The organism is Candidatus Binatia bacterium (assembly GCA_036382395.1).
Taxonomy (GTDB): Bacteria; Desulfobacterota; Binatia; order HRBIN30; family HRBIN30; genus JAGDMS01.
On sequence record DASVHW010000242.1, the window covers coordinates 1 to 25768 of the forward strand.

The window sequence follows — 25768 nt, forward strand, 5'->3', positions numbered from 1 at the left end:
GGGCCACCCGCGGGCGTGTTGCAGATGACCGTCAGGTCTTTCACGTTGCGCTCCGCGAGCGCCAGCAGACAGTCGGTCGGCCATGCCTGGGGCGGGCCGAAGCTGTGGACGAGGATCGAAGCGCCATCGCCGACGTCGGCGACAGCATCACGTGCGGATTCACAGATCTGTTTCTTCGCCATGGCCGGTCCGCATGTCATGTCGGACACGTCTTGGCAAGACTCCGAAGGTGAGAGCCGGGAATCGCGGCGCCGCTACAGCGGTTCCAGACCGGTAGACCCGCCGAGACGAAGGAGAGCGTCGTCCACGTGAATCCACGATACGCGGTTGTCGAAGTGCACATGAAACTGCGGCGCCCGGTCGATCTCGCCTTGCAGATTCGCCAGCACGATGTCGATCTTCTCCGGCTGCTGGGTCGAGGTGAAGAACAGCGTGCTGCCACAGGTCCCGCAAAAACTGCGGGCGCCGTGATCCGACGAGTGGTAACGGACGAGGCGGTCTTCACCTTCGAGTAGCTTGAAGCTCTCGTTCAGTACGGCGATCCAGGTGACGTAGCCTGCCCCGTGCGCGCGACGGCACATCGAGCAGTGGCAGTGGGCACAGAACAACGTTGGCAGCCGGATTTCGAAGCGCACGGCGCCGCACAAGCAAGCGCCGGGGACCGTTCCTGATTCCATCGCGAGGTTCCTTCCTCGCACCCCGGTAGCATAGTGCCGCCGCGCTTCCTACTTGGAAGGAATAGGGCGTGAGAACGGCATACGGGCGCGACAAGCTGTCGCGTCTTGATCCGCGGTTCCTGCCAGGGTAGCTGGAGGCCCGACTCGCAAGGTTTCGGGGGATCAGACTCTGCACATCAGCGTGCGTACAGCGCCTTCCGAGAGGCGACATCAAAAAACCGCAGCGTCGATCGTGGCGGTGTTGGGCCTGTGTCTGATGGCCGTAGGCCAGTACACCCTCGCCAACCGCGAGAGCGTTGCGGCGTTCACCAAGAACTGGCTCGGGGGATTCGGTCTCGCGCTGACGTCTTTCATGGCGGCGACGTTCGCGCAGGGTGTCGCCCTCGGCCTCGGGCTGCTGCTTGCCGGCGCATTGCTGGTCGCCGTGGTCATCGGTCTGCCCGTGACGAACGAACAGCGCCCTGCCGAAGCGACTGACGATCGCCTCTCGAGTTCCGTGGCGCGGCGGGCAGGCTACCGTCTCGTTGCGCTGGCGGCGGCTCTGAGCGGCTTCAGCGTCTTGTCACTCGGCCGGGCTGCACCGGGAATGGGGAGCGTATGCATTTGGCTGGGTGCGCTGATATCGGCATTCTTCGTGGCCCGATCCTCCGACCGGATTCGGGGCACGCGCTTTGGCCATCCGTTCCCGGAACGATGGGAATGGACGGCTCTCTTCGTGCTGGTGGTCCTCGATCTGATCCTGGTCGCGCATGATCTAGCGCATTGGCGGTGGGCGGGAACGCCCGATGAATCGTTTTTCTTCATGACGGCCAAGGAGCTTGCGTCGGGACGGTCGCGACCGTTTCCGCTATCGGAGCGCGGCGTCTTCGGATACCACCCGCTGCTGTCTTCCTACTATCAAGCCGGCTTCATGAGGGTCTTTGGAAGCAACATCTTTGCTTGGCGGCTCTCCTCCTCCGCCGCCCTAGCCATGTCGTTGCCGTTCCTCTACCTCTTCACGCGTGAGCTGTGGAATCGCAGGGCGGGATTCATCGCCGCTGTGTTGTTTGGATCGGCGCAGTTGGCCGTCGGGTTTTCGCATCTCGGGTACAACAACGTGCAGGTATACCCCGTCCTTCTTGGGTCCTTGGGCATCCTGGCGTGGTCGATCCGGCGCCGGAGCCTCGCAGGGCATTACCTGGCGGGGTGCATCGCTGGCCTCGGCTTCTACACGTTCTACCCCGCCCGCTTGGCGCTGCCGCTGACCGGTTTACTTCTCTGGAGCTTCGGGCGGCTGTCGTTGACGCGGGCTCGCGCCGAACTGCTGGCACTGGTGTCGGGGATTCTCCTTGCGGTGCTGCCGGTGCTGACGCATCCGGGCGAGATCGTGACCCACATGGTCCAGCAGACTGCGTTCGGGGCTGGAAGGCAGCCCACGCTTGCCGACTGGCAGGCGTCCGTCAGGGGGCTGGTGGAGGATCCTGCGCCGCTGGAGAAGATAGGGACGCACTGGTTGGGGTCCATCTTGTACGCCCCGTGGACGAAGTGCGGTTGGAACTTCGACTGGAATCCCGCGGTCGATCCGGTCGCGGCGGCATTGGCCATGCTGGGTCTGTGGCTGGGGGTGTTGGGCCTGCGGCGCCGCTCCGGAGTGCGTGTTCTCCTGCCGGCGTATCTGTTTGCGGCCTTTGTTGTAGGTGCGGTCACGCCGTACGATTGTCCGCCTTTGACCCGGCTGCTCACGCTGGCGCCGTTCACGGCTCTGTTTGCCGCCATCTCCGTGGATCGGCTCATGTCGTGCGCATCACAGGTAGTGAGGTACCGGCCGCTCGTGTGGTTGGGCGGCATGGGCCTAGTGGCGGCAGCGGTCCTCTGGAACGTCAGTGCGCTGCATCGGAGCATGTACCATCTGCATCACGGCTACGGTAATGGGACGACCGGCGAACTGATCAGGCTCACGACGCAGATCTCCGAGAGCTATCGAATTGTGTACGTGCAGCATGGTGACAACGATAGTTACAATGTCGATCAGATCCTGGACGAGTACAATCTCGGGGAGCGCAGCACGTACATTCGGCCTTTCGGTCCACGTGCAGTTGAGACCCTCGCTGCGATTGCCCCGCCGTTCGCCGTGGTCTACGACCTGAAGCGAGATGAGGAGGTCCGTGCGGTCGAGCAGGCGCTCGAGCAACGCTTCCCAGGCATCCACTGGTACGACTCCGCTCCCGGGAAAGAGTGGAACCTGCGCTACTGCCTTGTGCCCGACGGTGTGAATTCGCAGTGACGAGTGTTGCCGGCGTGAAACCGCCGCGCCCTGAGTTCGTCTGGCGGTTATCGTGTCAAGCCGCCCCGTGGCGGTGAAACGCCGCTTGACTCCTCTGGACCGCCTTGTTACCGTCGCCGCATCGTGGTCAACAAAGTCATTCTGGTGGGCAATTTGGGCAAGGACCCCGAGGTTCGCTTTACCCCGAACGGTCGTGCCCTGGCGAAATTCCCTGTGGCCACCTCGGAGCGTTGGACCGATCAAGACGGCAACAAACAGGAGCGCACCGAGTGGCACAACGTCGTGGTGTGGGGCAAGCAGGCCGAGACCTGTGGCCAGTACCTATCCAAAGGGCGGCAGGTCTTCGTCGAGGGCTCGATCCGCTCACGCCAATACGACGATAAGGATGGCAACAAGCGGTACATGACGGAAATCGTCGCCCGCGACGTGCGCTTTCTCGGCGGTGGAGGCGGCGGCGGTGGACGCGCGACCACGGATGCCGGAACTGCCGGAACTGCCGGAACTGGCGTCCCGCCCGGTGAAGACGCTGGGCCTCCTGAGGACGACATCCCGTTCTAACACCGCGGCCGCGGGGCGCTCCCGTCCTCTGGGAACCCTGAGCCTGCCCGAGCCATAAGAAGTAGCGCACAACATCGGCGAGTCCCCAGGATTTCGTGCTTGCCAGACTGTTCCTGCCGGCGTATCTTGCCGACGATATGTACTCTGGTGCGCGGAGGGGCCGGTGGGCGGCCATGTTGGTGGCATGCCTGTGGCTCGTCTGTGCCCAGACGGCCTCTGCCGATCCCCACCACTACATTCTGAACTCCGGCAGCTCGGTGACGTCGGTGTGCAACAGTTGCGCGGAGCCGCCGGCGGCGCCGGAGGCGCTCAGCGGAAGCTTCGACGTGACCATGCTCCCTCTGTCGACGGTATTTGATGTGGCAGCGGTGACCAATGTGAAGCTGGTCAGCCAGAACTTCACGGTTTCGGGGAATGGCTTTCTGCAGCGACTGGGACCGGATCGCCAGGCGATGGTGCTTGACGCCCATGTGAATGACGCGACCGTCGTGTTCACGAGTGGCCGGCGCCAGCATGCCGACCCGGCGAACATCACGATCGTCCTGTCGTCTTCGCGCCGCGCCGACCGGACGTACGTACTTGTGATCTCGGCGTCGCCGGTCAACGACCAGCCGCAGGACACCGACCGCGACGGCATTCCGGATGCCCAGGACAACTGTCCGACCGTCGTCAATCCGGACCAGAAAGATAGTGACGGTGACGGGGTAGGGGACGCGTGCGATCAGTGTCCGGACACACCCACGGACAAGCCCGTGAACCGAAGCGGATGCAGCGTTGACCAGGTGTGTCCCTGCGACACCTCTGCCACCGGCCAGCAGTGGCAGAGCCAAAGGGAATACCTACTCTGCGTAGCCGGCGCCACGGGCGCCCTGCATCGCCAAGGGAAGCTCTCGGTCGATCAGCGTCGCGGCATCATCCGCCGCGCCGCTCGGTCTGCCTGCGGGCGCACTGTTGTTGCCCTACGGTGAGGCACGCAGTTCATTTCTTGGACCCGCCATAACCGTGCGTCGATTGGACTGCCGATTCGGTCGCGGCGTTCAGGTAATTGAGCACTTTCATCGGATCGATCCGGACGTAGCAGTAAAGTGCTGCTGCGCCTAAGATGACTCCGTACACAAACTGCCGCATCTTCTTCCGCCTGCAGGAAACATAATAGTGATCTGGCGGCGTGCCGTCAAAACCTTGGAGGTGTCGCAGAAGCAGAATGCCGGGCCGAGCGAATTAGGCGAATTTGCCCCGGGAATTAGAATCTGTGCTCGCCAGCCGTGCCCGCCAAGGCAATCTTGACAAGCGGTTGTTTTTGGAGGCAGATACGCGGCGTTCGTCCTGAATTGTCGGAGACAATCACTAAGCGAACATTGGAAAGGAGAAGGGCATGGCAGGTCTGCTGGAGGGAAAGGTCGCGATAGTTACCGGAGCCGGCCGGGGTATCGGTCGGGAGGAAGCGCTACTCATGGCGAAGCACGGCGCGAAAGTTGTCGTCAATGACCTGGGAGCGCATTTCGATGGGAGCGGAGCAAGCGCGAGCCCGGCACAGGAAGTTGCCAACGAGATCAAGAAGATGGGCGGCGAGGCCGTGGCCAACGGTGACAGCGTCAGTGACTACAAAGCCGCCAAGCGCATCATCGAGTGCGCCATCGACACGTTTGGCAAGCTGAACATCGTCGTCAATAACGCCGGGATCCTCCGCGATCGCATGATCTTCAACATGGCCGAAGAGGACTGGGACGCCGTCGTGGCAGTCCATCTGAAGGGCTCGTTCAGCATGAGCCGGCATGCGTGCGAGTACTGGCGCGAGGAGCACAAGAAGGGGAACATCCTCAATGGGCGCATCATTACAACCTCCTCTGACGCCGGTTTGCTGGGCAACGTGGGCCAGGCGAACTACGGCTCCTGTAAAGCCGCCCTGGCGCTGCTGGCGATCGTGATCGACAAAGAGATGTCGAAGTACGGTGTCACGGCCAACTCCATCGCTCCGTTGGCACGGACCCGCTTGACCGTGGACGCGACGCCGTCAACCGCTGCCTTACTGGGCCGTGAGGTGGCGCCCGGCGAGTTCGACGTCTTCGGCCCGCAGAACATCGCGCCTCTGGTGGCGTGGCTGGCCAGCGACGACGCCAAAGACGTGCACGGTGAGGTCTTCCGCGTCGGCGGCGGTACCGTGTGGCTCATGGCCGGCTGGCACACGGTCGGCAAGGTTTCCCAGCGCGCCACGTGGGACGCTGCCGTACTGGGCGGGAAGCTGAAGACTGAACTCGCCAAAGGTCTCACGGCGAAAGAAGATATCGGAAGCATTCTCGCCAGCGCCATGTCGTAAAACGGTTGGCGGCCCGGGCGCCGGCGCGCAGCCGGGCCGCCAACCGTGGATCTACCCCCATTGCCTTCCTATCGAAAAATCCTTTTCATCTGCCACGCCAACACCAGCCGCAGCGTCATTGCCGAGGCGTTGCTCAAGAAGATGTTGACGGCGCGCGCCCTGCACGATCATCTGACCGTCATGTCAGGCGGCATCGCCGCCTATGCCCGAGATGGCGCGTTGGTGTCGATGGATGCACGTCTCGTCCTGCGCGAGGAGGGCATTCACTTGGCCGCAGACTCGGTGTCGACCGATTTGAAGCGCAACCGGCACCTCGTTGTTGATGCCGACCTGATTCTGGCGATGACGGCGCAGCAGGTGCGGATGCTACGCGAGGCGTTCCCCGAAGCTGCGGGAAAAGACGTCTATACCTTGAAAGAGTTTGCCGGTGGCCATGGCGACATCGATGACCCGGTCGGTAAGGGGGACGATGGCTACGCGGCGTGTCGTGACGAAATCAAGGCCTGTCTTGAGCAGGCCATGGCGCGCCTGGCGCCGGCCGCGCCCGAGAGATCGTAGTTCGGTCGCGCCAACGGTTGAGGGCTGCGCGTGCCCCGCTGCTGTTGCCCGTGCCCTTGTGTGATGTGAGCCTGCGACTGCGCCATGGAGCCGTCCGCTTTTCACAACCCGCCCGACAGCGTCATCCGCGCTATCCTGTGGCATCCGCGGCGGATCGCCATTGTCGGGTGTTCCCCGGATCCCAGCCGCGACAGCCATCGGGTGGCGCGTGTGCTGATCGAAAAGGGGCATACCGTCATGCCGGTGAATCCGGCGGCGCGCGAGATTCTGGGGCAGACGTGCTATGCATCACTGCGAGATGTTCCGGGCCCGGTCGACATGGCTGACATTTTCCGCCGCGCCGACGCGGTCGGACCGATCGTTGACGAGGCCATCATGATCGGAGTCAAGATCGTGTGGATGCAACTCGGTGTGATCGACGAAGCGGCGGCGATCCGTGCGCAACGGGCGGGACTCACGGTCGTCATGGATCGGTGTCCGCTGATCGAATATGAGCGGTTGTCCTGAGGTGGCGATGCGTTGGGAGGTGCTCCGGTCGGAGATCATCTATCGCTGCCGGATCTTTTCCGTGCGGCACGATCAGAGCCGGTCGTTACACAGTGGCCAGACCTCAGACTTTCACGTGCTCGAATGCAGCGATTGGGTCAATGTGGTTCCGCTGACGAGAGACCAGCAGGTGGTGATGGTCCGGCAGTTCCGTCACGGCATTCGAGATTTTACGCTCGAGGTTCCCGCCGGACTCATGGATGCAGCCGACCGCTCGCCTGCCGACGCGGCGCAACGCGAATTGCGCGAAGAAACCGGGTACGCTGGCGAGGACCTGGTGCCGCTGGGTGTCGTCCACCCGAACCCGGCCATCATGAACAACCGCTGCCACGTGTTCATGGCGCGCGATGTCGAGCTCGTGGGTGCGCCCCAGTGGGATGGGACGGAAGAACTTGTGGTCGAGACCGTTCGGCTCGACCGGGTGCCGGAGTTGATCTTGAATGGCACGGTGGGAAACGCCCTGACGCTGGTGGCGTTCCACTTGCTCGAGTTGCAGGGGCACGGACGCCTTGCAGCGCTGAGCGGTTGAACCCTTTGACCTTGCCCGGGGTAGCATGCGGGCGCCGGTTTGAGTACATAGACCGGGCATTAGGCTACGAGAGGAGGACGTGCATGAGCACAGAAGGCCCGACCGGACGCATCGCGGAGTGGGTAGCGCAGGCGCAGTTTACCGACGTGCCACGGCGGGTGACGGAGGAAGCCAAGAACCAGATCCTCAGCGTCATCGCTGCCGTGCATGCAGGACATTTTTCGGAAGCCGGACGGACGGTGACCCGCACGGTGAAAGAGTGGTCGGGCGGTAAGGAAGCGACCATGATCCCCTCGGGCGAACGGACGTCGCTCTACAATGCGATATTCGCCAACAGTGCGCTCAGCATGGCGCTCGACTACGATGATTACTTGTTCGCCGGGCACACGGGACATTCGTCGGTCTTGGTGACGTTGGCGCTGGCCGAAAAATTGGGCGTCAGCGGCAAGGAATTCCTCTTGGCGCAGACCTTGGCGAACGAGATCGAAGGCCGCGTCGGCGCCTCGGTGCTCATCGGTCCACTCAATGGCCAGATGTGGACCTTCATCCATTTGATCGGCGGCGCGGTGATCGCCGCCAAGCTGATGGGTTTGGAGAAGCCGCAGATCCAATCGGCCATCGGCATCGCCATGCTGCAACCGAACTACCCGCTGGCAGCGGGGTTCTTCGGCTCAGAGGGTAAGACGGTCCTGGCTTCGATGACGACACCGATCGGAGTCCAGGCCGCCCAACTCGCGGCCAACGGCCTGCGTGGCGCGGGAGAGATCCTCGAGGGCGAACAGGGCTTCCTCAGCGTGTTTACCAAGCAGCCGTTGCCGGGGGCATACGAAGGATTGGGAAAGGTCTGGTTGAGCGACACGCTGTGTTTCAAGCTCTACCCGGGCTGTGCCTATATCGATACGGTCATCGACTGCGTCCTGACGCTGGGGCGCCAGCACTCGATTGACGGGAAGAAGGTCAAAGCGGTGCACGTCGCCGCGAGTCCGCTGACCTTGGGAATGGAAGCGCTGTCGGCGCCGCACCTGAAGGGGCCGGAGAGCCTGCCGGTGACGCTGAATTTCAGCGTCGGATATAATGTTGCGGCGGCGCTGATGGATCGCGAGCTGACGGCGCGCCAGTTCAGCCGCGAGCGTATCCGCGACAAGGCCACGTGGGACTTGGCTGGGCGCGTCCACCTGACGCTTGATGAGGTCATGGCACAACGCATGCGCGACCGCTCGCTGGTGAAGAGCGTGCGGGGAGAACACGGCGAACACTTTCAGCTCGACCTCGGCAGCGCGGATCTGAGTAGCTTCAAAATGTCGTTCGGCGCGCGTGTGCGTATCGAGATGGAAGACGGGCGGACATTCGAGGCGGAGCAAGAGGTGCCCTATGGCGGCGCTGGCCGTCCCTTCGACGAACGCCGCAAGTCCGTGGAGGACAAGTTCCGCCGCGAAACCCGTTATACGCTACGCAAGGAGAAGATGGAGAAGGCGATCGATCTCATCCTGCACCTGGATCAAGTCAGCTCGGCGCAGGTGCGCGAGTTGGTCAGACTGTGCTGCTCGGAGCGCAGCTGAGCTTGCCCAGTTCCGGGGTGCCGTGAGGGATTCAGGTCAACCGCCCATTCTGCAGGTGTCGGCGTGGGAGAGATTCCCGCAATTGACGCACGGCTTCTGTGGGCGACGCGGCGGCGTCAGCCGCGGCGAATTCGCGGAGTTCAATTTGTCGTATGCGGTCGGTGATGACCCGGAGAGCGTGCGCGAAAACTGGCGGCGCCTGAGCGGCGCCGTCGATGGCCCCATCCGCTTCGTGACCATGAGGCAGGAGCATGGCGCGGGAGTGGTCCGCGTCGAGGAGGAACCGACCGATGCGCCGCCAGCCGACGCGCTCATGAGCCGTGCATCGGGGCTGGCGCTCAGTGTCCTGACGGCCGATTGTGTGCCGCTCCTGCTGGTGGCTCCGGAGCGTCAGGTGGTTGCCGCCGTGCACGCGGGATGGCGGGGCACCGTTCTGGGAATCGCACGGCGGGCGGTGCAGTCTCTGGAGCAGACGTTTGGTGTGGCACCCTCGACGATTCACGCGGCGCTGGGCCCGGCAGTGGGCGCCTGTTGCTACGAAGTCGAACGCGACATTACTGACGAGATCGAGCGGCGCTGGGGCGCGATGCCCGAGGCCATTGTCACACACGGGGCTAAGCGCCGTCTGGATCTCCGTCGAGTCAATACCGCACTCCTGACCGGAATCGGGGTGCCGGCAGGTCACATCTCCAGCGTCGGGCCGTGTACCCGGTGTGGATCTGAAGAGTATTTTTCGTACCGTGCCGCGTGTGGCCGGGACGCGGCAGGCCGAGCCGGCCGACAGTTGAGCTTCATCGGATGGTCCCGTTGACTTGGAAAGACCGGAGGCCTTTGTTAGGCTGGTCATGGAGGAGCGAGTTTATGAGGCGATTTGTCGCTGCAGGCCTACTCGCTGTCGTGCTGGCGTTCAGCGCCGGCTCGGCTGCGGCGGTTTCTGATGAGTACGACGATACGCAGTCGCATCCGCTACGGGTAGCCGCCTATCTGATCTACCCGCTTGGCTTCACGGCCGAGTGGCTGGTCTTCCGTCCTTTCCATTACCTGGTGTCGCGACCCTACCTGGAGCAGGTGTTCGGCCACTACCCTCACCAGGAAGTCGGAACGTACCATTAACCGGGCCGCTCGAGCCCCGCGTAGCGGGCGATTAGCTTTTTCAGACCCGCCTGGTCGAAGCGCACGGTGAGCTTCGTGCGGTCGCCGCTGCCCTCCACGGCGCGTACCGTTCCGGAGCCGAACTCCTTGTGCCGGACCCGCTGGCCGACCGCGAACCCTTCGCCATCCGGGGTCTGCGGCGTCGCCCCCCGCTGCCCTCCACGGGGGGGCAGGCGGAGTTGTGAATACGAATAGTCCACGCTCGGCTCTTCCCTCGAAGACAAGCGCACGGCCGCTGCCGACACCGTGTCCGGACGCAGCAGCTCCTGGGGAATCTCTGCCAAGAAGCGTGACGGCAGATTCTGCTGTGTGCGGCCGAAGAGGTGACGCTGCTGTGCGTGGACGAGGAACAGGCGCTGCCGTGCCCGTGTGAAGCCGACGTAGCAGAGGCGGCGTTCCTCTTCGATCGATTCGGCGTGCAGCAGCGAGCGTTCGTGCGGGAAGAGGCCTTCTTCAAGGCCGATGATGAACACGATCGGGAACTCGAGTCCCTTTGAGTTGTGCAACGTCATCAAGGTGACTCGGTTCTGTGCGGCGGCGTATGTGTCAACGTCGGCAATCAACGCGATCTGCTCGAGAAAAGCGCTCAAGGATGGATCCTCGGCCGTGGCGTCGAATTGCTCGGTTGCAGTCAACAGTTCCTCGATGTTCTCGACGCGGGCCTCTGCCTCGGGTGTGTGTTCCGATTGCAGTCGCTCCAGGTAGCCCGTTTCCGTGAGGACGGCGCGCAACAGAGTGGTTACTGGCCCGTCCGCAAGGGCGTGCAGGCGGGCGCACAGGCGATGGAATTCCGTCAAGCGAGCACCGGCGGCGGCACCAAGCCCGATGGTCGGGAGGTCAGCAATGACCGTCGCCAATGGGAGATTTCCATCCTTGGCGACGCGCGTTAGCGCGTCAACCGTAGTTTTCCCGATACCGCGGGGTGGTACGTTCAGTATGCGTAAGAGACTCAGGCTGTCGTGTGGATTGGCAACGACACGCAGGTAGGCCAGCAGGTCCTTGATCTCCTTGCGGTCGTAGAAGCGCGTCGACCCGACGATGCTGTACGCTACTCGCTGGCGGACCAGTTCCTCCTCCAGCGCGCGCGATTGCGCGTTGGTACGGTAGAAGACGGCAATATCGCCGCCGGTGTAGTTCTCTGCCAGGAGCTGGTCGATCTGGCGCAGCACGTAGCGGGCTTCGGCGCGTTCGTCGGCCGCGGTATGCACCCTGATGGGCTCGCCGGTTTCGTTGGTGGTCCACAAGCGCTTTCCCTTGCGCCCCGCGTTGTGCTGAATCACGGCCCCGGCCGCGGCCAGGATGCTCTTGGTGGAACGATAGTTTTGCTCCAGCCGCAGCACCCGCGCACCGGGGAAGTCACTCTCGAAGTCGAGAATGTTGCGGATGTCCGCCCCGCGCCAGCGGTAGATGCACTGATCGTCATCCCCCACGACGCAGACGTTGCGATTCTTGGCAGCCAGCAGCCGGAGGAGCTGGTACTGCACCCGGTTGGTATCCTGGTATTCATCCACCATCAGATGGCGGAATTGATCTTGGTAGCGGGCTGCTACCGTCGGGTCGTGGCGAAACAACTCCACCGCACAGAGCAGGAGGTCGCCGAAATCCATGGCATTGTTGGCGGCCAGCAGCTCTTGGTAGCGTTTGTACACCTCTGCCACGGCGCGGGAGATGGTGTCGCCGGCAGCGGCCAGTGCATCCTGTGGCAAGCGCCCGTCATTTTTTGCCTGGTCGATGCCGGCCAGCAGCCGGGCCGGTGGGTACAGGTTCTCATTGAGCTGCAGGTCCGCTGCCGCGCGGCGAATCAGGTTCCGCTGATCGCTGTCGTCAAATATGGTGAAGTCGTTTCGCCGGCCGATGCGGTCGGCATGCCGACGCAGGATCCGAGCGCAGAGGGAATGAAAAGTGGTGAGCCACACGTCGGCGGCCGAGTTGATCAAACGCTCGGTGCGTTCACGCATTTCACGGGCCGCCTTGTTGGTGAAAGTCACGGCGCAGATGCGAGCCGGATCCACGCCGTGATCGCAGACCAGGTGGGCGATGCGATGGGTGAGCACCCGAGTTTTCCCGCTTCCAGCGCCCGCCAGAATGAGAAGGGGCCCTTCCGTGTGCAGCACGGCGTCGCGCTGCTCTGCGTTCAAGTGAGCGAGGTCCGTGGTCATCGAACGGACCACTGTAGCGGCAGAGGACAGCGAAGTGAAGGCGCTCGGCGCCACCGGCTGCTGGTTGAGGGGTGGAGGAGTGCGTGATAGCGTCCCCAGGTGTATCAGCGGAAAGATGCGTTCTACGCCCGCGCCAAGACCGCTGGCTACCGTTCGCGCGCGGCGTTCAAGCTCCTCCAGCTAGCACAGCGCGGCCGCCTCTTCCGCCGCGGCGACCATGTTGTCGACCTCGGGGCCTGGCCTGGGGGCTGGCTACAGGTTGCGTCGGAGCTGGTCGGTCCAGCCGGGACGGTGGTTGGGGTTGATCTGCAACCCATCGGGCGGCTGCCGCAACAGAATGTGGTGACTTTCGTCGGTGATATTGCCGCGGAATCGACGCAGCAGGAGATAGCCCGGGCGTGTCAGGGGAGGGTTGACGTCGTCTTGTCCGACTTGGCTCCGAAGCTCAGTGGCGTTCGGGCTCGCGACGAGGCCCAAGTGCAAGTTCTGGCAGAGTGCGTGCTCGCTTTCGTTGAAAAGGTTCTCAAACCTGGTGGCAAGCTGGTGATCAAGTTGTTCATGGGTGATGATCTGCCGCGCTATGTTGATCAGCTCCGCGCTCGTTTTACGGAGGTGCGTACGACTCGGCCGGAGGCCACGAGAAAAGGATCAGCCGAAGTCTACGCCATCGCCAACAATTTTCGCGGTGGCGGGCAACAATAGCCGCAAGGCGGTTGTTTGCTGCACGCAGTAATGAGTGTCCGGGATCAATCAGGAAAACCAGTGTGCTGGTGAGCGGGCAAGTCCGCGTTTGCGTGTGCGAGATGATTGTGCGGCAGAAGTTTGTCGCGACGAATGCGAACACTTGGGGGGTGACATTGCAGGCGGCGAACCCTTGGGACCTGGCTCGGAATTCGCTGAGACCACGATCGGCCAGATCAGTATTCATGCGATTAATTCATTTGACATCAGGCTTTCTCGCGTTCATACTCCGCGCGCAAAGAATAAAACCCCGTTGCTCAACGGGGGCGCGGGAACGGTGAGGGGCTGTGGCTGCGGGATCGTATATGGCCATCGGTAGCAATTGGGCCAGCCGCGTGGGGCGTATATTCACCGGCTCACTGTCTGAGCTCAATCCGTTACGACGCGAGGAGTTCTATCTCAGCGTCGACATCGGTTCCAGTAGCGTCAAGATCCTCGAAGTCGGTGGGCGGAGCGGCCAGCTGCGCCTGATAAACGCCATGGTGCTACCCACTCCGCCATCGGCGATCCAGAACAATATGGTCTATGAAACGCAGGCGGTGGCGGACGTCGTCCATGCGGCGTACGACAGCTGCGGCATGCGTGCGCGAAAGGTCATCACTGCGATTCCAGGGCCTGCGGTGATCATCAAACGCGTGACGCTGCCCGTCCAGATCGCACGCGAACTCGAGAACACCATCCTGTTCGAAGCCGGCAGTTTCATTCCGGAGGATCTGGAAAACGTCAATCTCGATTATCAGATCACCGACTATCTCGACGACGGCAAGCGGATGGAGGTGCTGCTGGTCGCTGCCAAGAAGGAAATTGTTTCGAGCTACAGCGAGACCATTCGGGCAGCCGGACTTACGCCGGCCGTCATCGATGTCGACTACTTCGCCCTCGAGAACATGTTCGAGGTCAACTATGAACCGGCGCCGGACCGCGCCATCGCGCTGGTCAATATCGGTGCCCGCTACTCCTCGATTAATATTCTGAAGGGCGGGCGTTCCACGTTCACCGGCGACGTGCCAGTGGGCGGGCGCGACATCAGCGAAGCGTTGGTGCGCGACTTGAGTGTGAGCATTGAAGAGGCGGAGACGGTAAAAGCGGGAGGCGCCGCCGGAAACGTACACCCCGAGCAGGCGACTGCCGTGATTGGCTCGGCGGCGGCGGCGCTGATTGAGGGAATCCACCATGCCCTGAGTTTCTTCTGGACCGCGGCGACCGACGAGACGATCGACGCGATTTATCTGAGTGGCGGTGTGGCGCAGATGCCAGGGCTGGCCCAACAGCTCAGCGAGCGCGTCGGTGCCGCGGTGGAAGTCGCCAACCCATTTGCGCGGATTGCCGTGGACGCCCGAGCGGACACGCCGGAGTTGCGGGGGCACGCCGCTGAATTCACGGTCGCCGTCGGTCTTGCTACCAGACGCCCGAACGACAAATGATTCGCATCAATCTCCTCCCAACCAAAGAGGCGCAACTGGCGATGGGCCGGCGCCAACAACTGTCGTTGGCCTTGCTGGGACTGGCGCTCGCCGTGCTCGTCATGATCATTCCGTACATACTGCAGGCACATAAGCTGAGCGGCCTCGATCAGGGAATTAATCAGCTCCAGGTGGAGATCTCCAAGCTCGAGCAGCAAACCCGCGAAGTGCGAGATCTGGACAAGAAGCGCAACGAGTTGCAGGCGAAGCTAAAGGTGATCGAGGACCTCAAGCAGAAGCGCATTGGACCGGTGCGTATTCTCGAGGATCTGAGTGCCGCGACCCCGGAGAAGCTCTGGTTGGTCGAATTCAGCGACGTCAACGGCGCAGCCACGATCACCGGCATGGCCTTGGACAATCAAACTATCGCCGTGTTTATGCGGCAACTCCAGAATTCGAAATACTTCTTCGAGGTGGATTTGGTCGAGACGTCCCAGAGCGAACGGTTGCGGGGGGGCGGAGGAGGCGATGGGGCCAGCTTCAAGAAGTTCATCATCAAGGCCCGTCTCGACTATCTGGGTTCCGGCGGCAAGCCTGCGGAAGCCCCGAGTGCGAGCCCGCCAGCTGCGGGGAAGAAGGGTACGTAGGGATCAATCGCATGAACGAGCTGCTCGATCGATTTATCGAGTTGCCGGCACGCCAGCGGATACTGCTCCTGGTGGGCGCAGTGGTGCTGGTCTTCGCGGCGTATGCCAACTTCCTGTACTGGCCGCGGAGCGCTGAAATTGAGCGGAAGGGACGGCACCATGAGGATCTTCGTCAAGACCGGAATCGGAAGGCGGCGCTCGTGTCTAACCTCGACCGCACGCGGGAAGAGGTCGCGAAGCTCAACGGCGACCTCCGGTCGGCCATCGCCCAGCTTCCTGACACCAAAGAGATCCCCGATCTATTGAGCAATATTTCGTCTCTCGGCCGGGAATCGGGCTTGGAGATCATCCAGTTCAGGCAGCGGCCGGAGCAGTACGAAGATTTCTACGCTGCGGTCCCGGTCGATATCCTGGTGCGGGGCGCCTACAACCAGGTGGCCGCTTTTTTTGACAAGGTGTCGCGCATGGCCCGCATCGTCAATGTCACCAACGTGGCCATCAAGAGCCCACCCAAAGCTGAGGGCGATACCGTTCCGTTGGACACCTCGTGCGCGGCCGTGACCTTTCGGTTTCTCGATGCGGCCGAGCGCGAACGTATCGCCAAGCAGAAGGAGAAGGAAAAAGGGGGTAAGCCGTGAAGGCGCTTGGGGCCATGTTGGCACTGCTTGCTCTGCCCTGGCTTGCGTCGGCGCACGCCGAGCAAGCATCACCGCCAGCGGCTGTCGATGGCGGTGCGAGCGCAGCGCCCGCTACGACGGCAAAGGGGGCCACGCATCGCGATCCCTTCCGTCCTTTCACCCTGGATATGCACCCCGAAGCACGTGTCCAAGCGACACCGCTGCAGCGGTACGACCTCGGCCAGCTGACGGTCGTCGCCACCATGTGGGATGTGAATCCGCCGCGGGCCATGGTCGAGGACAGCTTTGGCATGGGGTACATCGTCACGCTTGGAACGCCTATCGGACGTAACGGTGGCGTGGTCACGGCAATCGAACCGCAACGTGTGGTGGTGGAGGAACGCGGGCTCGATTTATACGGTAAAGAGCAAACCAATCGGATCGTTTTGGAGACGCCCAAGGAGGAGGGTCCCAGTCAACCAGTACGGGAGCGGAAATGATGCGATGGAGCGGGTCGGGTGCTTTTCGGTGGAGTATTGTCATTATGTGCGTCGCGACGCTTACGGGATGCGTGCGGCGTGGTGTTACCTCCGAAGAAGCGGTGTCGCCTGCCGTCTCCTCTGTGGAAGCCGGTGCGCAGGGAGAGCTCACTGAGACTGCGCTTCCGCAGGCCGCGGGGGCGCCGGCCGCCGCCGCGCTCGATGTTCGCGAGATTAAGCTCATAGAGGATAACGGCCAGCACGGCTTGTTTGTCAAGCTGAACCGGGCTCCGTCTGGGGTGACGCATTACGCCCTGGCGCAGCCTAATCGCCTGGTGATCGAAGTCGCGGGCGCCGACGGCGAAGGCGAAACCAGCGCCCAAAAGTATGCTGTGAACGACCCGGTGATTAACGAAGTCCGGGTCGCCCGTCACGAAGGCAAGATCCGTCTCACGTTGGGACTGCGCGGCGACACCGTGCCGACCTGTACGGTGGACAGTCTCAACGATACCGTCATCGCTTTCCTCGGAGAACCGACCGGGGGGACTCAGCCGGTGCGGGAGCAAGTCGTTTTCACGCGCCGCGCCGTCGGAAACCTGCCTCTGGAAACGGCGGCGGCCTCTGTGGCGCCGCAGCCGGAGACCAAGCCCGCGCGGCTCGCTTCTCCGCCACCGAAGCCGCTCGCCGAGCGTCAAGACGCTCCAGCCAGTGCGCGTAGGGATGACGCGCCTCGGGTTACTCCGGGAGGCCCACGTCAGCCCTATCATGGCCAGCATGTGTCGTTGGACTTCAAGGATGCCGATATCCACAACGTGCTGCGTTTGCTGGCCGAGGTCAGCAAACTCAATGTTGTGGCCACGGATGACGTGCGCGGCAAGGTGACGCTGCGCCTGTTCGACGTCCCCTGGGACCAAGCTCTCGACATCGTCCTCCAGGTGCTGAACCTCGAAAGCGAGCAGGAGGGCAACGTCATCCGCATTTCGACGGTCAAACGGTTGCGCGAAGAGCGTGAGGAACTGCGGAGAGCGCAGGAGGCTGCCAAGGCTGTCGAGCCGCTGCGAGTCGAATACCTTCGCGTCAACTACGCGAAGGCAAGCAAACTGGCGGAGATCATCAGCGGCCGTGTAGCTGCGGGTGCCACTCGGCAGGCGGCGCAAGGTGGTCAGACGGAAATGGGAGTGCTGACCAACCGCGGTAGCGTCTTCGTCGATGAGTATTCCAATACCCTGGTGGTGCGTGACATCCAACGCGGCATTGATAACGCCCGCGAACTGGTCCGCCGCCTCGACGTGCAAACGCCGCAGGTGTTGATTGAATCCAGTATCGTCGAGGCGACCACGGATTTCGCCCGCGACCTGGGTGTGCAGTGGGGATATAAGCATTCGGTCGGACCGCAGACCGGAAACCCGACCGGGGTCAATTTCCCCGGTACCATCGGGCTTGGTGGCTCAGGCCTGGGTACGGCGGCCAATGGGTTGCCGTTTATCGCCGATTTTCCGGCCAACGTTAAATTAGGGTCCGGCAGCGCGCTCGATTTGGCGCTGGGATCGATTGATGGCAGCCAGGCGCTGGACATCCGACTGTCCGCTCTCGAAACACAGGGCAAGGCACGGATCATTTCCCGTCCTCGGGTCGTGACCCTGAACAGCGTGGCGGCCACCATCAAGAGCCTGACGATCCTGCGCGTCAAACTGCCGGGGACCGGCACGGTCATCAACACCGGCGCGGGAGGGGCCGCTGGAGCCACATCGACTGCGACGGAAAAGATCGAGACCGGCATCATCCTGAACGTCACGCCACAAGTTTCGTCTGACGGGTTTGTGCTGCTCGACATATTCGCCAAATCCAGCCAGGCGGATTTCACGCACCTGACCGACGGCATTCCAAACGAAATCAGCCGCGAGGCCAATTCACACGTCTTGATCAAGGAAGGTCAGACGGTTGTGTTGGGAGGCATCTACCGCGACAACGCGGACTCCCAGCAGTCGGGGATTCCGTTCCTGAAGGACATCCCCGGTTTGGGCTGGCTGTTCCGGGATACCAATCGAAGCGACCGCCGTGAGGACCTGCTCGTATTCCTGACACCGCGGGTGATGGGCGGACCAACTCGAGGGCTGCCTTCGGCCGAAGAACTATGGACGCATCGCGAGTAAGACCGCCGCGCTACGGGTCGCGCGTGCGTGCCGCCCAGCGGTGCTTCGCGCCGTCCCTGTCGATGGCCGCGCCATGTGTGGGGGGGGGGCCGTGAACCAGAGCAGCGCCCGGCACTTGGCCGACCCACGTACCGAGACGGTCACGGTGGAACTCGGTGATCGTTCGTATCCGATCGTCATCGGCAGTCGCTTGCTCGAAGAACTCGGTACGCGCTTGGCGATCCGATTCGGCGGCGGTTCCGTCGCCGTTGTGACGAATCCTACCGTGGGGCATCTCTATCTGAGTGGCGTCGAGACAGCGTTGCGGCATGCGGGATTTGATGTCGTCAAGGTGGAAATTCCAGATGGTGAAGCGCACAAGAATCTGACCTGGCTTGCTTTCATCTACGATCGTTTGCTGGATGCGGGCCTCGAACGCTCGTCCCCGATCGTGGCCCTCGGCGGCGGCGTGATCGGCGATCTTGCCGGCTTCGCCGCAGCAACCTTTCTGCGCGGTGTGCCGTTCGTGCAGGTGCCAACCACCCTGCTGGCACAGGTGGATTCCAGCGTGGGTGGCAAGACCGGCATCAATCATCCAGCCGGAAAGAATCTGATCGGCGCGTTCTACCAACCGGGATTGGTGCTGATCGACATCGCGACGCTGAAGACCCTCCCGCGGCGCGAGCTGGTGGCTGGCTTGGCTGAGGTGATCAAGTACGGCGTGATTCTGGATGCGAAGTTGTTCGCGCTCGTCGAGAAAGAACTCGATGGCATTCTGTCGCTGGACGAGGAGTTGCTGCGCTACGTGGTGCGACGCTGCTGCGAGCTGAAGGCCATGGTGGTCCATCGCGACGAGCGTGAATCCGACTATCGCTCGATTTTGAATTTTGGCCACACCGTGGGTCACGCCCTCGAAGCGCTCACCGGATACCAACGTTATCTGCACGGAGAAGCGGTTGCCGTCGGCATGGCCTTTGCTGCCAAGCTTTCATCCGTTCGCGGCTACTGCACCAAGGAAACAACGCAGCGCATCGGGGAATTGCTGAAGCGGGCGGGGCTGCCGGTCGAAATGCCGCAGGGAGTGTCGGAGCAGCAATTGGCTAGCGCCATCAAGGGCGACAAGAAAGTATCGAGTGGCAAGGTGAAGTTCGTTTGCATCGAGGATCTGGGCCGAACCCGATTTGAGCACTTCACGGGGCCTGAGGTGGCTGCGCTGGCGGCGAGGTGAACGGAAGGAGGAGTTCATGCGGCGGCTGTGCGGATTCATAACCGGGACTGTTCTGATGACAGTGCTGTGGAGCGGATGCGGTTCGACAAGCAATAATGACCAGTTAGTCATGCAGTTTATCAGCTTCGACAACACCGGAATCATCCAAGAAGACTCCGTGGGTGAGACGAGTGCTGTCGTCGACAATGTTCAGGAGAAGCCGTGCTCAGGGACGCAGGACAATGAACTCTTTACCGACACCCTGATCAACGCGGTCTTCCTCAACAACGAGGCTTCTGACATTACTTTGGATCACGTCGTGATCGACGTTGGCCCGACAAGTGGCTCCGTGGTGCCGCCGCACGCTATCGGCAGAACCCTTCCCGGCGGTTCGTGCTCCAACATCTCCGGACAACATTGCGCGTCTGATGCGGATTGTCTTGCCGTATCCGGGGCGTGTGTGCACAGCGACACCACCGTCAGCGACATTCTGCTCTTCTCAACCGACGAGAAGACGCGCATCCGTAGCGGTACGTATCCCGTGAATATCACTTTCTTTGGCTTCGACGCGAATCGGTCCTTTCAAACCAGCACCGTGTACTCGGTCACCTTCAGGGACCTGCAGAACTGCACCACTACGGGGGGTGGGGTGACGCCAACGGCACCGCTTGGGTCGACGCCGACCGCAACTCGCACGCCGACCGCAACTCGCACGCCGACCGCAATGTCGACACCTACCGCGTGATGTGAGGAGACGAGAGATGGAGCGCCAGATGATGAGAGCCAGGTTGGGCCTGATAGCTGGCCTGGCGTTGCTGGTTGTGAGCTGCGGCGGAGGAGGCGGTGGAACGTCATCGATACCCCTGGCTACAAGTGGCAACCAGAGGACGGCGAGTTCCAACGCCGGGTCGATTACGTTACGCATCGACAATCTCAATCTGAACGCGAATGATACGACGCCCTTCAGTGTGGTGCTCAATAGTTCGAACGGTCACCCGGTTGGTGAGGGCACACCGGTCACGATCGTTGCCGATCCGGGTTTGAGTGTATCGATACCTGGCAGTACGACGACCGGGACGACAACCACCGCGCTCACAGGCGCGGACGGCTCGGTATCCGGCGGCGCGACCGCTACCGGACAAGCGGCCGGAGCACTAGCCCTGGTCGCGTCCGCCCCTGACGCACCCTTCAGCGGCCTTTCGGTGGCACTGACAATTCTGGTGAGTCCGCCTCCCGCACCTTCGACACAGACGCCGACGGAAACGCCAACGCAAGGGACGCCGACGGTTACTCTGACGCCCTCGGTGACGACGGCGCCCACGGCGACTGTAACCCCCACTCCGACGTCGACGCCGCAGCCTTGTGCGGACGTGCAGACGATCATTGCGCAGGCCGATTCCCCGAACATCAGTAGCCAGGCTGGCGGGAGTACCAAGATTACCGCGGTGGTGTTCGACTCGGACAATGTCAGTGTGCCTCGGGTCAATGTGTTGTTCGATGTGCAGCCGCGGATTGCATCCTTCAGCCAGATCGTGCGGGCAACTGACGACAGCGGCACGGCGGCGACTACGCTTACCATCCCTCCCGGTTCCAGTATCGGTGCGCTGACCGTCTCGACTTCGGCCTGCGGCAAATCGGGCACCGTGACCGTGAACGTTGTGTCTGGTGTGAGTACGAAACCGGTCACCACGGTCGTACTGCAGGCGGATCCTTCGACGGTCGGAAATCTTTCGGGCGGCACCATAAACCTCAGCGCGGCCGTCTTTGATTCTGATAATGCGCCGATCAACGGTCTCGACGTATTGTTCATAACGCCGCTGGGACACGTGAATCCTCTGACTACCCGTACGACCGTGACCGGATCCCAGAACGGCATCGCCAGCTCGGTCCTGCAAATTCCGGCGGGGGCTCCGGAAGGTCCCGTCACCATCAACGCACTGGCCGGCGGGGTCAACGGCTCCACCACAGTCACTATCGTGGCGGGGCGTGTTCCCCCCGGCACGATCAATCCGGGTGTGCCGCCAGGCGAGCCCGCCGGGATTACGCTGGGAGCTAGCCCCACGCACGTGCAGGTTGCGGGCACGGGCGGAATAGAGCTGGCCATGGTGATTGGCAGGGTCTTCGACAACAATGGCAACCCACTGAGTGGCGTCAGTGTGCACTACCACGTGGTGACCGCTCAAAGCGCTCCGGGTGCTGTGATTCTTCCGGTGACGACCCCGGTTCCGACGGGCTCACCGACTCCGACGCCTGCGACGCTGTGTCCGCCCGATGATCCAGTGTCCATTTCCGACATCGCCGGTTTCGCGGTCATACAGGTGCACAGCGGCTCCCAGTCGGGTCCTGTGACGGTCGCTGCCTGCGCCGACACGACCATCTATGGCGTGCCCGCGCCGATTCAGGAACAACAATCTGTGGTGACCGTGACCTCTGGCTTTGTGAGCCGGCTAAACGTCTCCATTAACGAGAAATCCAGTGACAATAACGACGGCACCTTACTGACGATACTCAGCGCAACCGTGAGCGATGCGCAAGGCAACCCCGTGGAAGACGGGACGGCGGTCTTTTTCGAGGTGCTGCTGGCGGATGCGACTGACCCGGCACGCGAAGTAGCGCTGTTCGGCAACGCCCTCACCAATGCGCCTCCGCCCTGCGATACGACGCAGTTTGTCAAGGACACCGGCATACCCATATCGGCGCGGCCGGGCAACGCGATCACCTGCCTCAAGTTTCCACCCCAATTGGAGGGTACGGAGATTCAGGTGCGCGCCTCTGTTGCGGGCGTTGTCAACAACGTGAACGGGCAGGCACTGACGTTGCCGGGCGTCATCGGCGACCTGGAAGTGAGCGTGATGCCGCCGACCGTCTCCGTCAGCGCCAGCCAGGACGGGCTTGCCATCGTGCGGGCGTTCGTGTCTGACAGCAACCTTGACCCCGTGCGCAACGTGCGGGTCCGCTTCACCTCGTCCGTCGGGACCATCAGCCGCTCGGTGTTGAGCGATGCCGATGGCGTGGCTGACGCCACACTTGTCATTCCCGCCGGCACGCCCGCCGGCACCGCCACCCTCCGTGTGGTCGGTGGTGGGCTGCCGATCAAAATTATGTCGGTGCCCATCGTCAATACGGGCGGTGGAGCGACCCCGACGCCCGGCGGCACAACGCAACCGAGCGCGATGCGGTTTGTGAGCGCGCAACCCGATACCATCGGTGTGCGGGGGTCGGGCTTGCCCGAACAGTCTGTCTTGACGTTTCAAGTTACGGACGGACTGGGCAATCCGCTGAGCGGCGTCCCGGTGTATTTCTCGATCGCGCGGATCTCGAACGAACAGGTCAACCCGGCGCAAGCCACCAGCGACGCCAACGGGAACGTGCGGGCGACCCTCACCAGCGGCGAGCGCGCGATGAGTATCCAGGTTACGGCACAAATTACTTCCGTCTCGCCGCCCATCACCGTCCGTTCAACTGCAGTCAACGTTCTCGGCGGACCTCCCTCGCAGCCGAACTTCAGTCTGGCGCGTGAGTTCAACAACATTTCGGGACGCGTGACCTTCGGCTTGAAAAACCACATTACGGCGTTTGTCGCCGACCGCTTTGGCAACCCCGTGCCACCGGGCACGGCGGTGAACTTCACCACCAAGAGTGGCGCCATCGGCAACCAGACGAGCACCGACAGCCTCGGTCAGGCGACCGCTGACCTGATCTCCCAGGCGCCGCTGACGGATACCGGGATTGTATCCACGCTGGTGACGACGATGGGTGAGCGACCCTTTGTGGACGCCAATGGCAACGGCGTGTGTGATGCGCAAGATCAGCTGCTGGCCGTTCCGGAACCGTTCTACGACGCGAACTGTAACGGTACCTATGATGATGGTGAGGATTTCATTGACCTGAATAACAACGGCCAGTTCGATGCCGATCAGGGATCGGGCACGCCGGCCTGTGGTGACCAGATCGTGGTTTTCAGGAATACCTGCACCACCTTCTCGGCCGAGACCAGTGCGTTGCTGCTCTCTGTTCCGCCTTCCGCGTCCGGGCCGGTGGATGCCGGCGGGTCGCGCGACTTCGTTCTCCTGGTCAGCGACAACCCGGATATGCTGGGAAACCCCGGGGTGGGCAATCCCATCGTCGGCGGCTCAACGGTGAACATCGCGGTCAACGGCAGCCGCGCAAAGATCAACGGCCAGACCAGTTTCACGCTCGCCGACGCGATCACGTTCAATCATCTGACCGAGGTCAATCGCTTTCCCTTCACCGTCACGGATGGAAATCCGACGGCGACCACGGCTGAGTCCGATCTCATCATCGCGACCGTGAAGTCAGATGTTGGGTCATTGGCGGCGGGCGGTAATGGTTCGGTTACGGTACAGAGCCAGATCAACTTCCTGGCGGCTCCGACCCCGACCCCGACCGTGACCCCGACGTTTACGCTGACGCCGACCTTTACGCCAAGCTTCACGCCGACGTTCACGCCGACACCGACGTTCACGCCGACGGTGACGCCGACGTTCACGGCGACCGCTACCCCGACAATTACGCCGACACCGACCCCGGCGGCGGCGCATATTCAGGTCGCGCTGTTCGTCAACCAGGCGAGCAACAACTTTGATGGAACGTTCACGACGGTGATCAGCGCACTCGTGACTGATGCGACCAATGCGGTAGTTATGAACGGCATCCCGGTGCAGTTCAGCGTCGTGCCCACCAGCCCGACGCCGATCGTGCCGGCCGGGGTCGCGGTGACGAGTCCGGGGTACACGGGGCAGGCCGCGCCGTGCACGTTGGGCTTCCCGGTGGTGCCGCAGCCGGGCGATGCGCTCTCGTGCATCAAGTACAATCAGACGCTGCAAGGGACGACGGTGACCATCAAAGCCGAGGTGCAGACGCCGTCCGGTCCGATTTCGGATACGCAAACGATCGTACTGCCCGATTTGCGGACACCGACCCGGACGGCAACGGCAACACCGACGTTAACGCTGACGGTTCCGCCGACGTCGACCCCGCCCGGTGGCACGCCGCTGCCGAGCGCGACCACCACTGCCACACCGCCAGCCGGATCGATTCAGTTCGTCGGCGCCTTGCCCTCTTCCATCGGCGTGCGCGGCTCAGGGATGCCGGAGCAGTCGACCCTGACCTTCAAGGTGAATAACATCCTTGGTAACCCGATTCCGGGCGTGCTCGTACAGTTCGTGCTGTCTGGTACCGGGTCGGAAAGTCTCAACCCGCTGACCGCGCTCAGTGATGCAGGTGGGCTGGTGAATACGGTGGTGACCAGCGGCACGCAAGCGACCAGTGTGCGCGTGACCGCCTCACAAGTCAGTAACCCGAGCGTGTTTGCTCAATCCACGGCCGTGAGCATTCTAGGTGCCCCGCCCGCGTTCAATCACTTCAGCATGGCAGCACTGAAACGCAACATTCATGGCCGCGTCACTTTGGGCCTGACGGACCAGATCAGTGCCTACGTCAACGACCGGTTTGGCAATGCCGTTCCGCCCGGCACCGCCGTGTCTTTCATTGCGAACGCCGCCAGCGTGGTGAGCCCGACAACCACGGACGCCAATGGTGTGGCGACGGCCACGCTGTTGAGCGAAGGGGTGGTGCCGCCGTCCGGTATCGTGACGATTCTGGCCTACACCCACGGCGAGGAATCGTTCCTCGACAACAACGGCAATGGCATCTTCGATGCCGGCGACAGCATCCTCACGGACGACGTGCCCGAGCCGTACATCGACTACCGGCCGTTGCCGGTGTCCCTGTCGCCCTCTCCACCGAACGACGCGAGCGCACTGTGTTCGGTTCCCCCACCGAGTTGGCTCTGCAACAACGGTTTCGACCCGAACACTCAATTCGAGATGTTCACGGACACCAACGGCAACGGACACTGGGACAGTGTGGCGGCGACCGGAATCGGCCAGGGCACGCATAACGTGTGGGATAGCAACATCCTCGTGTTCGGCGTGTTCCCAGTGACGTTCTCGGGCCTGACCCAGACACCGATATTGGAAAGCTGTAGCTGTTCCAGCTGTTCGCTCCCACAGCCGTGTAAAGACTTCTCCCTCCATGCGGGTGATTCGATGTTGTTTACGATCGATGTGCACGACGATTTGGTGAACCCACTCGAAGGTGGTTCGACCATTGTCATCACGTCGACTGCTGGCACCATCAGCGGTGGAAACATCAGCGTGCCGGACGACGAATCCTTCAACCAGCTGGTGGACGGTAAGACA

Annotated in this window: 22 protein-coding genes; 19 read left to right on the forward strand and 3 right to left on the reverse strand. The window is 62.4% G+C overall.

Going from position 1 to position 25768, the window contains the following annotated elements:
• Together VF515_11290 and VF515_11295 are read right to left on the reverse strand one after the other, a co-directional pair.
• On the reverse strand, positions 1–182 hold a 182-nt coding region (locus VF515_11290), incomplete at its 3' end, for a hypothetical protein (protein ID HEX7408216.1).
• A 72-nt stretch (positions 183–254) separates the two neighbouring features.
• Positions 255–677, reverse strand: a complete 423-nt coding sequence (locus VF515_11295; protein HEX7408217.1) for a GFA family protein — start codon at positions 675–677, stop codon at positions 255–257.
• Positions 678–909: 232 nt separating this feature from the next.
• Here VF515_11295 and VF515_11300 point away from each other — a divergent pair, with 232 nt between their 5' ends.
• The 10 genes from VF515_11300 (at position 910) to VF515_11345 (ending at position 10120) form a co-directional block, all read left to right on the forward strand.
• Positions 910–2940, forward strand: a complete 2031-nt coding sequence (locus VF515_11300) for a glycosyltransferase family 39 protein (protein ID HEX7408218.1) — start codon at positions 910–912, stop codon at positions 2938–2940.
• Between the two features lie 123 nt (positions 2941–3063).
• Positions 3064–3498, forward strand: a complete 435-nt coding sequence (locus tag VF515_11305; GenBank protein HEX7408219.1) for a single-stranded DNA-binding protein — start codon at positions 3064–3066, stop codon at positions 3496–3498.
• A gap of 95 nt (positions 3499–3593) precedes the next feature.
• The gene (locus VF515_11310) at positions 3594–4466 is read left to right on the forward strand and encodes a thrombospondin type 3 repeat-containing protein (protein ID HEX7408220.1); all 873 of its coding nucleotides are present in this window, start codon (positions 3594–3596) and stop codon (positions 4464–4466) included.
• Between the two features lie 407 nt (positions 4467–4873).
• Positions 4874–5815: an SDR family oxidoreductase gene (locus tag VF515_11315; protein HEX7408221.1), complete on the forward strand. Its 942-nt coding sequence runs from the start codon at positions 4874–4876 to the stop codon at positions 5813–5815.
• A 60-nt stretch (positions 5816–5875) separates the two neighbouring features.
• Complete coding sequence (locus VF515_11320) at positions 5876–6373, forward strand: low molecular weight protein arginine phosphatase (protein HEX7408222.1); 498 nt, start codon at positions 5876–5878, stop codon at positions 6371–6373.
• Positions 6374–6457: 84 nt separating this feature from the next.
• Positions 6458–6880, forward strand: coding sequence for a CoA-binding protein (locus tag VF515_11325; protein HEX7408223.1), 423 nt, complete (start codon positions 6458–6460; stop codon positions 6878–6880).
• A 7-nt stretch (positions 6881–6887) separates the two neighbouring features.
• The gene (locus VF515_11330; GenBank protein HEX7408224.1) at positions 6888–7448 is read left to right on the forward strand and encodes an NUDIX hydrolase; all 561 of its coding nucleotides are present in this window, start codon (positions 6888–6890) and stop codon (positions 7446–7448) included.
• 83 nt (positions 7449–7531) lie between these two features.
• A complete protein-coding gene (locus VF515_11335) occupies positions 7532–9007 on the forward strand; it encodes an MmgE/PrpD family protein (protein HEX7408225.1) in 1476 nt (491 codons plus the stop codon).
• A gap of 82 nt (positions 9008–9089) precedes the next feature.
• Complete coding sequence (gene pgeF, locus VF515_11340) at positions 9090–9818, forward strand: peptidoglycan editing factor PgeF (GenBank protein HEX7408226.1); 729 nt, start codon at positions 9090–9092, stop codon at positions 9816–9818.
• Positions 9819–9868: 50 nt separating this feature from the next.
• Complete coding sequence (locus tag VF515_11345) at positions 9869–10120, forward strand: hypothetical protein (protein ID HEX7408227.1); 252 nt, start codon at positions 9869–9871, stop codon at positions 10118–10120.
• Here VF515_11345 and pcrA read toward each other — a convergent pair.
• Positions 10117–12318 carry a DNA helicase PcrA gene (gene pcrA / locus VF515_11350; protein ID HEX7408228.1) on the reverse strand — a complete coding sequence of 734 codons (2202 nt, stop codon included), beginning with the start codon at positions 12316–12318 and terminating at the stop codon, positions 10117–10119. The two genes, VF515_11345 and pcrA, sit on opposite strands and share 4 nt — an antisense overlap.
• Before the next feature lie 99 nt (positions 12319–12417).
• Between pcrA and VF515_11355 the strand changes: the two genes are divergently transcribed.
• The 9 genes from VF515_11355 to VF515_11395 all read left to right on the forward strand — a co-directional run.
• The gene (locus tag VF515_11355; protein ID HEX7408229.1) at positions 12418–13020 is read left to right on the forward strand and encodes an RlmE family RNA methyltransferase; all 603 of its coding nucleotides are present in this window, start codon (positions 12418–12420) and stop codon (positions 13018–13020) included.
• A gap of 344 nt (positions 13021–13364) precedes the next feature.
• Positions 13365–14483: a type IV pilus assembly protein PilM gene (pilM, locus tag VF515_11360; GenBank protein ID HEX7408230.1), complete on the forward strand. Its 1119-nt coding sequence runs from the start codon at positions 13365–13367 to the stop codon at positions 14481–14483.
• Positions 14480–15109 carry a PilN domain-containing protein gene (locus tag VF515_11365; GenBank protein HEX7408231.1) on the forward strand — a complete coding sequence of 210 codons (630 nt, stop codon included), beginning with the start codon at positions 14480–14482 and terminating at the stop codon, positions 15107–15109. Before pilM ends, VF515_11365 begins: the two co-directional genes overlap by 4 nt.
• Before the next feature lie 11 nt (positions 15110–15120).
• Entirely contained in the window at positions 15121–15747 is a 627-nt protein-coding gene (locus VF515_11370) for a type 4a pilus biogenesis protein PilO (protein HEX7408232.1), read from the forward strand.
• Positions 15744–16226 (forward strand): pilus assembly protein PilP, encoded by a 483-nt coding sequence (locus tag VF515_11375; protein ID HEX7408233.1) that lies wholly within the window; start codon positions 15744–15746, stop codon positions 16224–16226. The genes VF515_11370 and VF515_11375 overlap by 4 nt, the downstream gene beginning before the upstream one ends.
• 44 nt (positions 16227–16270) lie before the next feature.
• Positions 16271–18358, forward strand: coding sequence for a type IV pilus secretin PilQ (gene pilQ / locus VF515_11380; protein ID HEX7408234.1), 2088 nt, complete (start codon positions 16271–16273; stop codon positions 18356–18358).
• 91 nt (positions 18359–18449) lie between these two features.
• Positions 18450–19565, forward strand: coding sequence for a 3-dehydroquinate synthase (gene aroB / locus VF515_11385; GenBank protein ID HEX7408235.1), 1116 nt, complete (start codon positions 18450–18452; stop codon positions 19563–19565).
• A 109-nt stretch (positions 19566–19674) separates the two neighbouring features.
• Positions 19675–20289, forward strand: a complete 615-nt coding sequence (locus VF515_11390; protein ID HEX7408236.1) for a hypothetical protein — start codon at positions 19675–19677, stop codon at positions 20287–20289.
• Positions 20290–20317: 28 nt separating this feature from the next.
• Positions 20318–25768 (forward strand): Ig-like domain-containing protein (locus VF515_11395; protein HEX7408237.1); only part of this gene is annotated, 5451 nt, incomplete at its 3' end.

What these genes read in the sequence shown, in the direction of transcription:
- VF515_11295 (HEX7408217.1), bottom strand. Translation starts at nt 677, where the DNA reads ATGGAATCAGGAACGGTCCCCGGCGCTTGCTTGTGCGGCGCCGTGCGC.
- VF515_11315 (HEX7408221.1), top strand. Translation starts at nt 4,874, where the DNA reads ATGGCAGGTCTGCTGGAGGGAAAGGTCGCGATAGTTACCGGAGCCGGC.
- VF515_11325 (HEX7408223.1), top strand. Translation starts at nt 6,458, where the DNA reads ATGGAGCCGTCCGCTTTTCACAACCCGCCCGACAGCGTCATCCGCGCT.
- VF515_11330 (HEX7408224.1), top strand. Translation starts at nt 6,888, where the DNA reads ATGCGTTGGGAGGTGCTCCGGTCGGAGATCATCTATCGCTGCCGGATC.
- VF515_11335 (HEX7408225.1), top strand. Translation starts at nt 7,532, where the DNA reads ATGAGCACAGAAGGCCCGACCGGACGCATCGCGGAGTGGGTAGCGCAG.
- VF515_11345 (HEX7408227.1), top strand. Translation starts at nt 9,869, where the DNA reads ATGAGGCGATTTGTCGCTGCAGGCCTACTCGCTGTCGTGCTGGCGTTC.
- pcrA (HEX7408228.1), bottom strand. Translation starts at nt 12,318, where the DNA reads ATGACCACGGACCTCGCTCACTTGAACGCAGAGCAGCGCGACGCCGTG.
- pilM (HEX7408230.1), top strand. Translation starts at nt 13,365, where the DNA reads ATGGCCATCGGTAGCAATTGGGCCAGCCGCGTGGGGCGTATATTCACC.
- VF515_11365 (HEX7408231.1), top strand. Translation starts at nt 14,480, where the DNA reads ATGATTCGCATCAATCTCCTCCCAACCAAAGAGGCGCAACTGGCGATG.
- VF515_11370 (HEX7408232.1), top strand. Translation starts at nt 15,121, where the DNA reads ATGAACGAGCTGCTCGATCGATTTATCGAGTTGCCGGCACGCCAGCGG.
- pilQ (HEX7408234.1), top strand. Translation starts at nt 16,271, where the DNA reads ATGTGCGTCGCGACGCTTACGGGATGCGTGCGGCGTGGTGTTACCTCC.
- VF515_11390 (HEX7408236.1), top strand. Translation starts at nt 19,675, where the DNA reads ATGCAGTTTATCAGCTTCGACAACACCGGAATCATCCAAGAAGACTCC.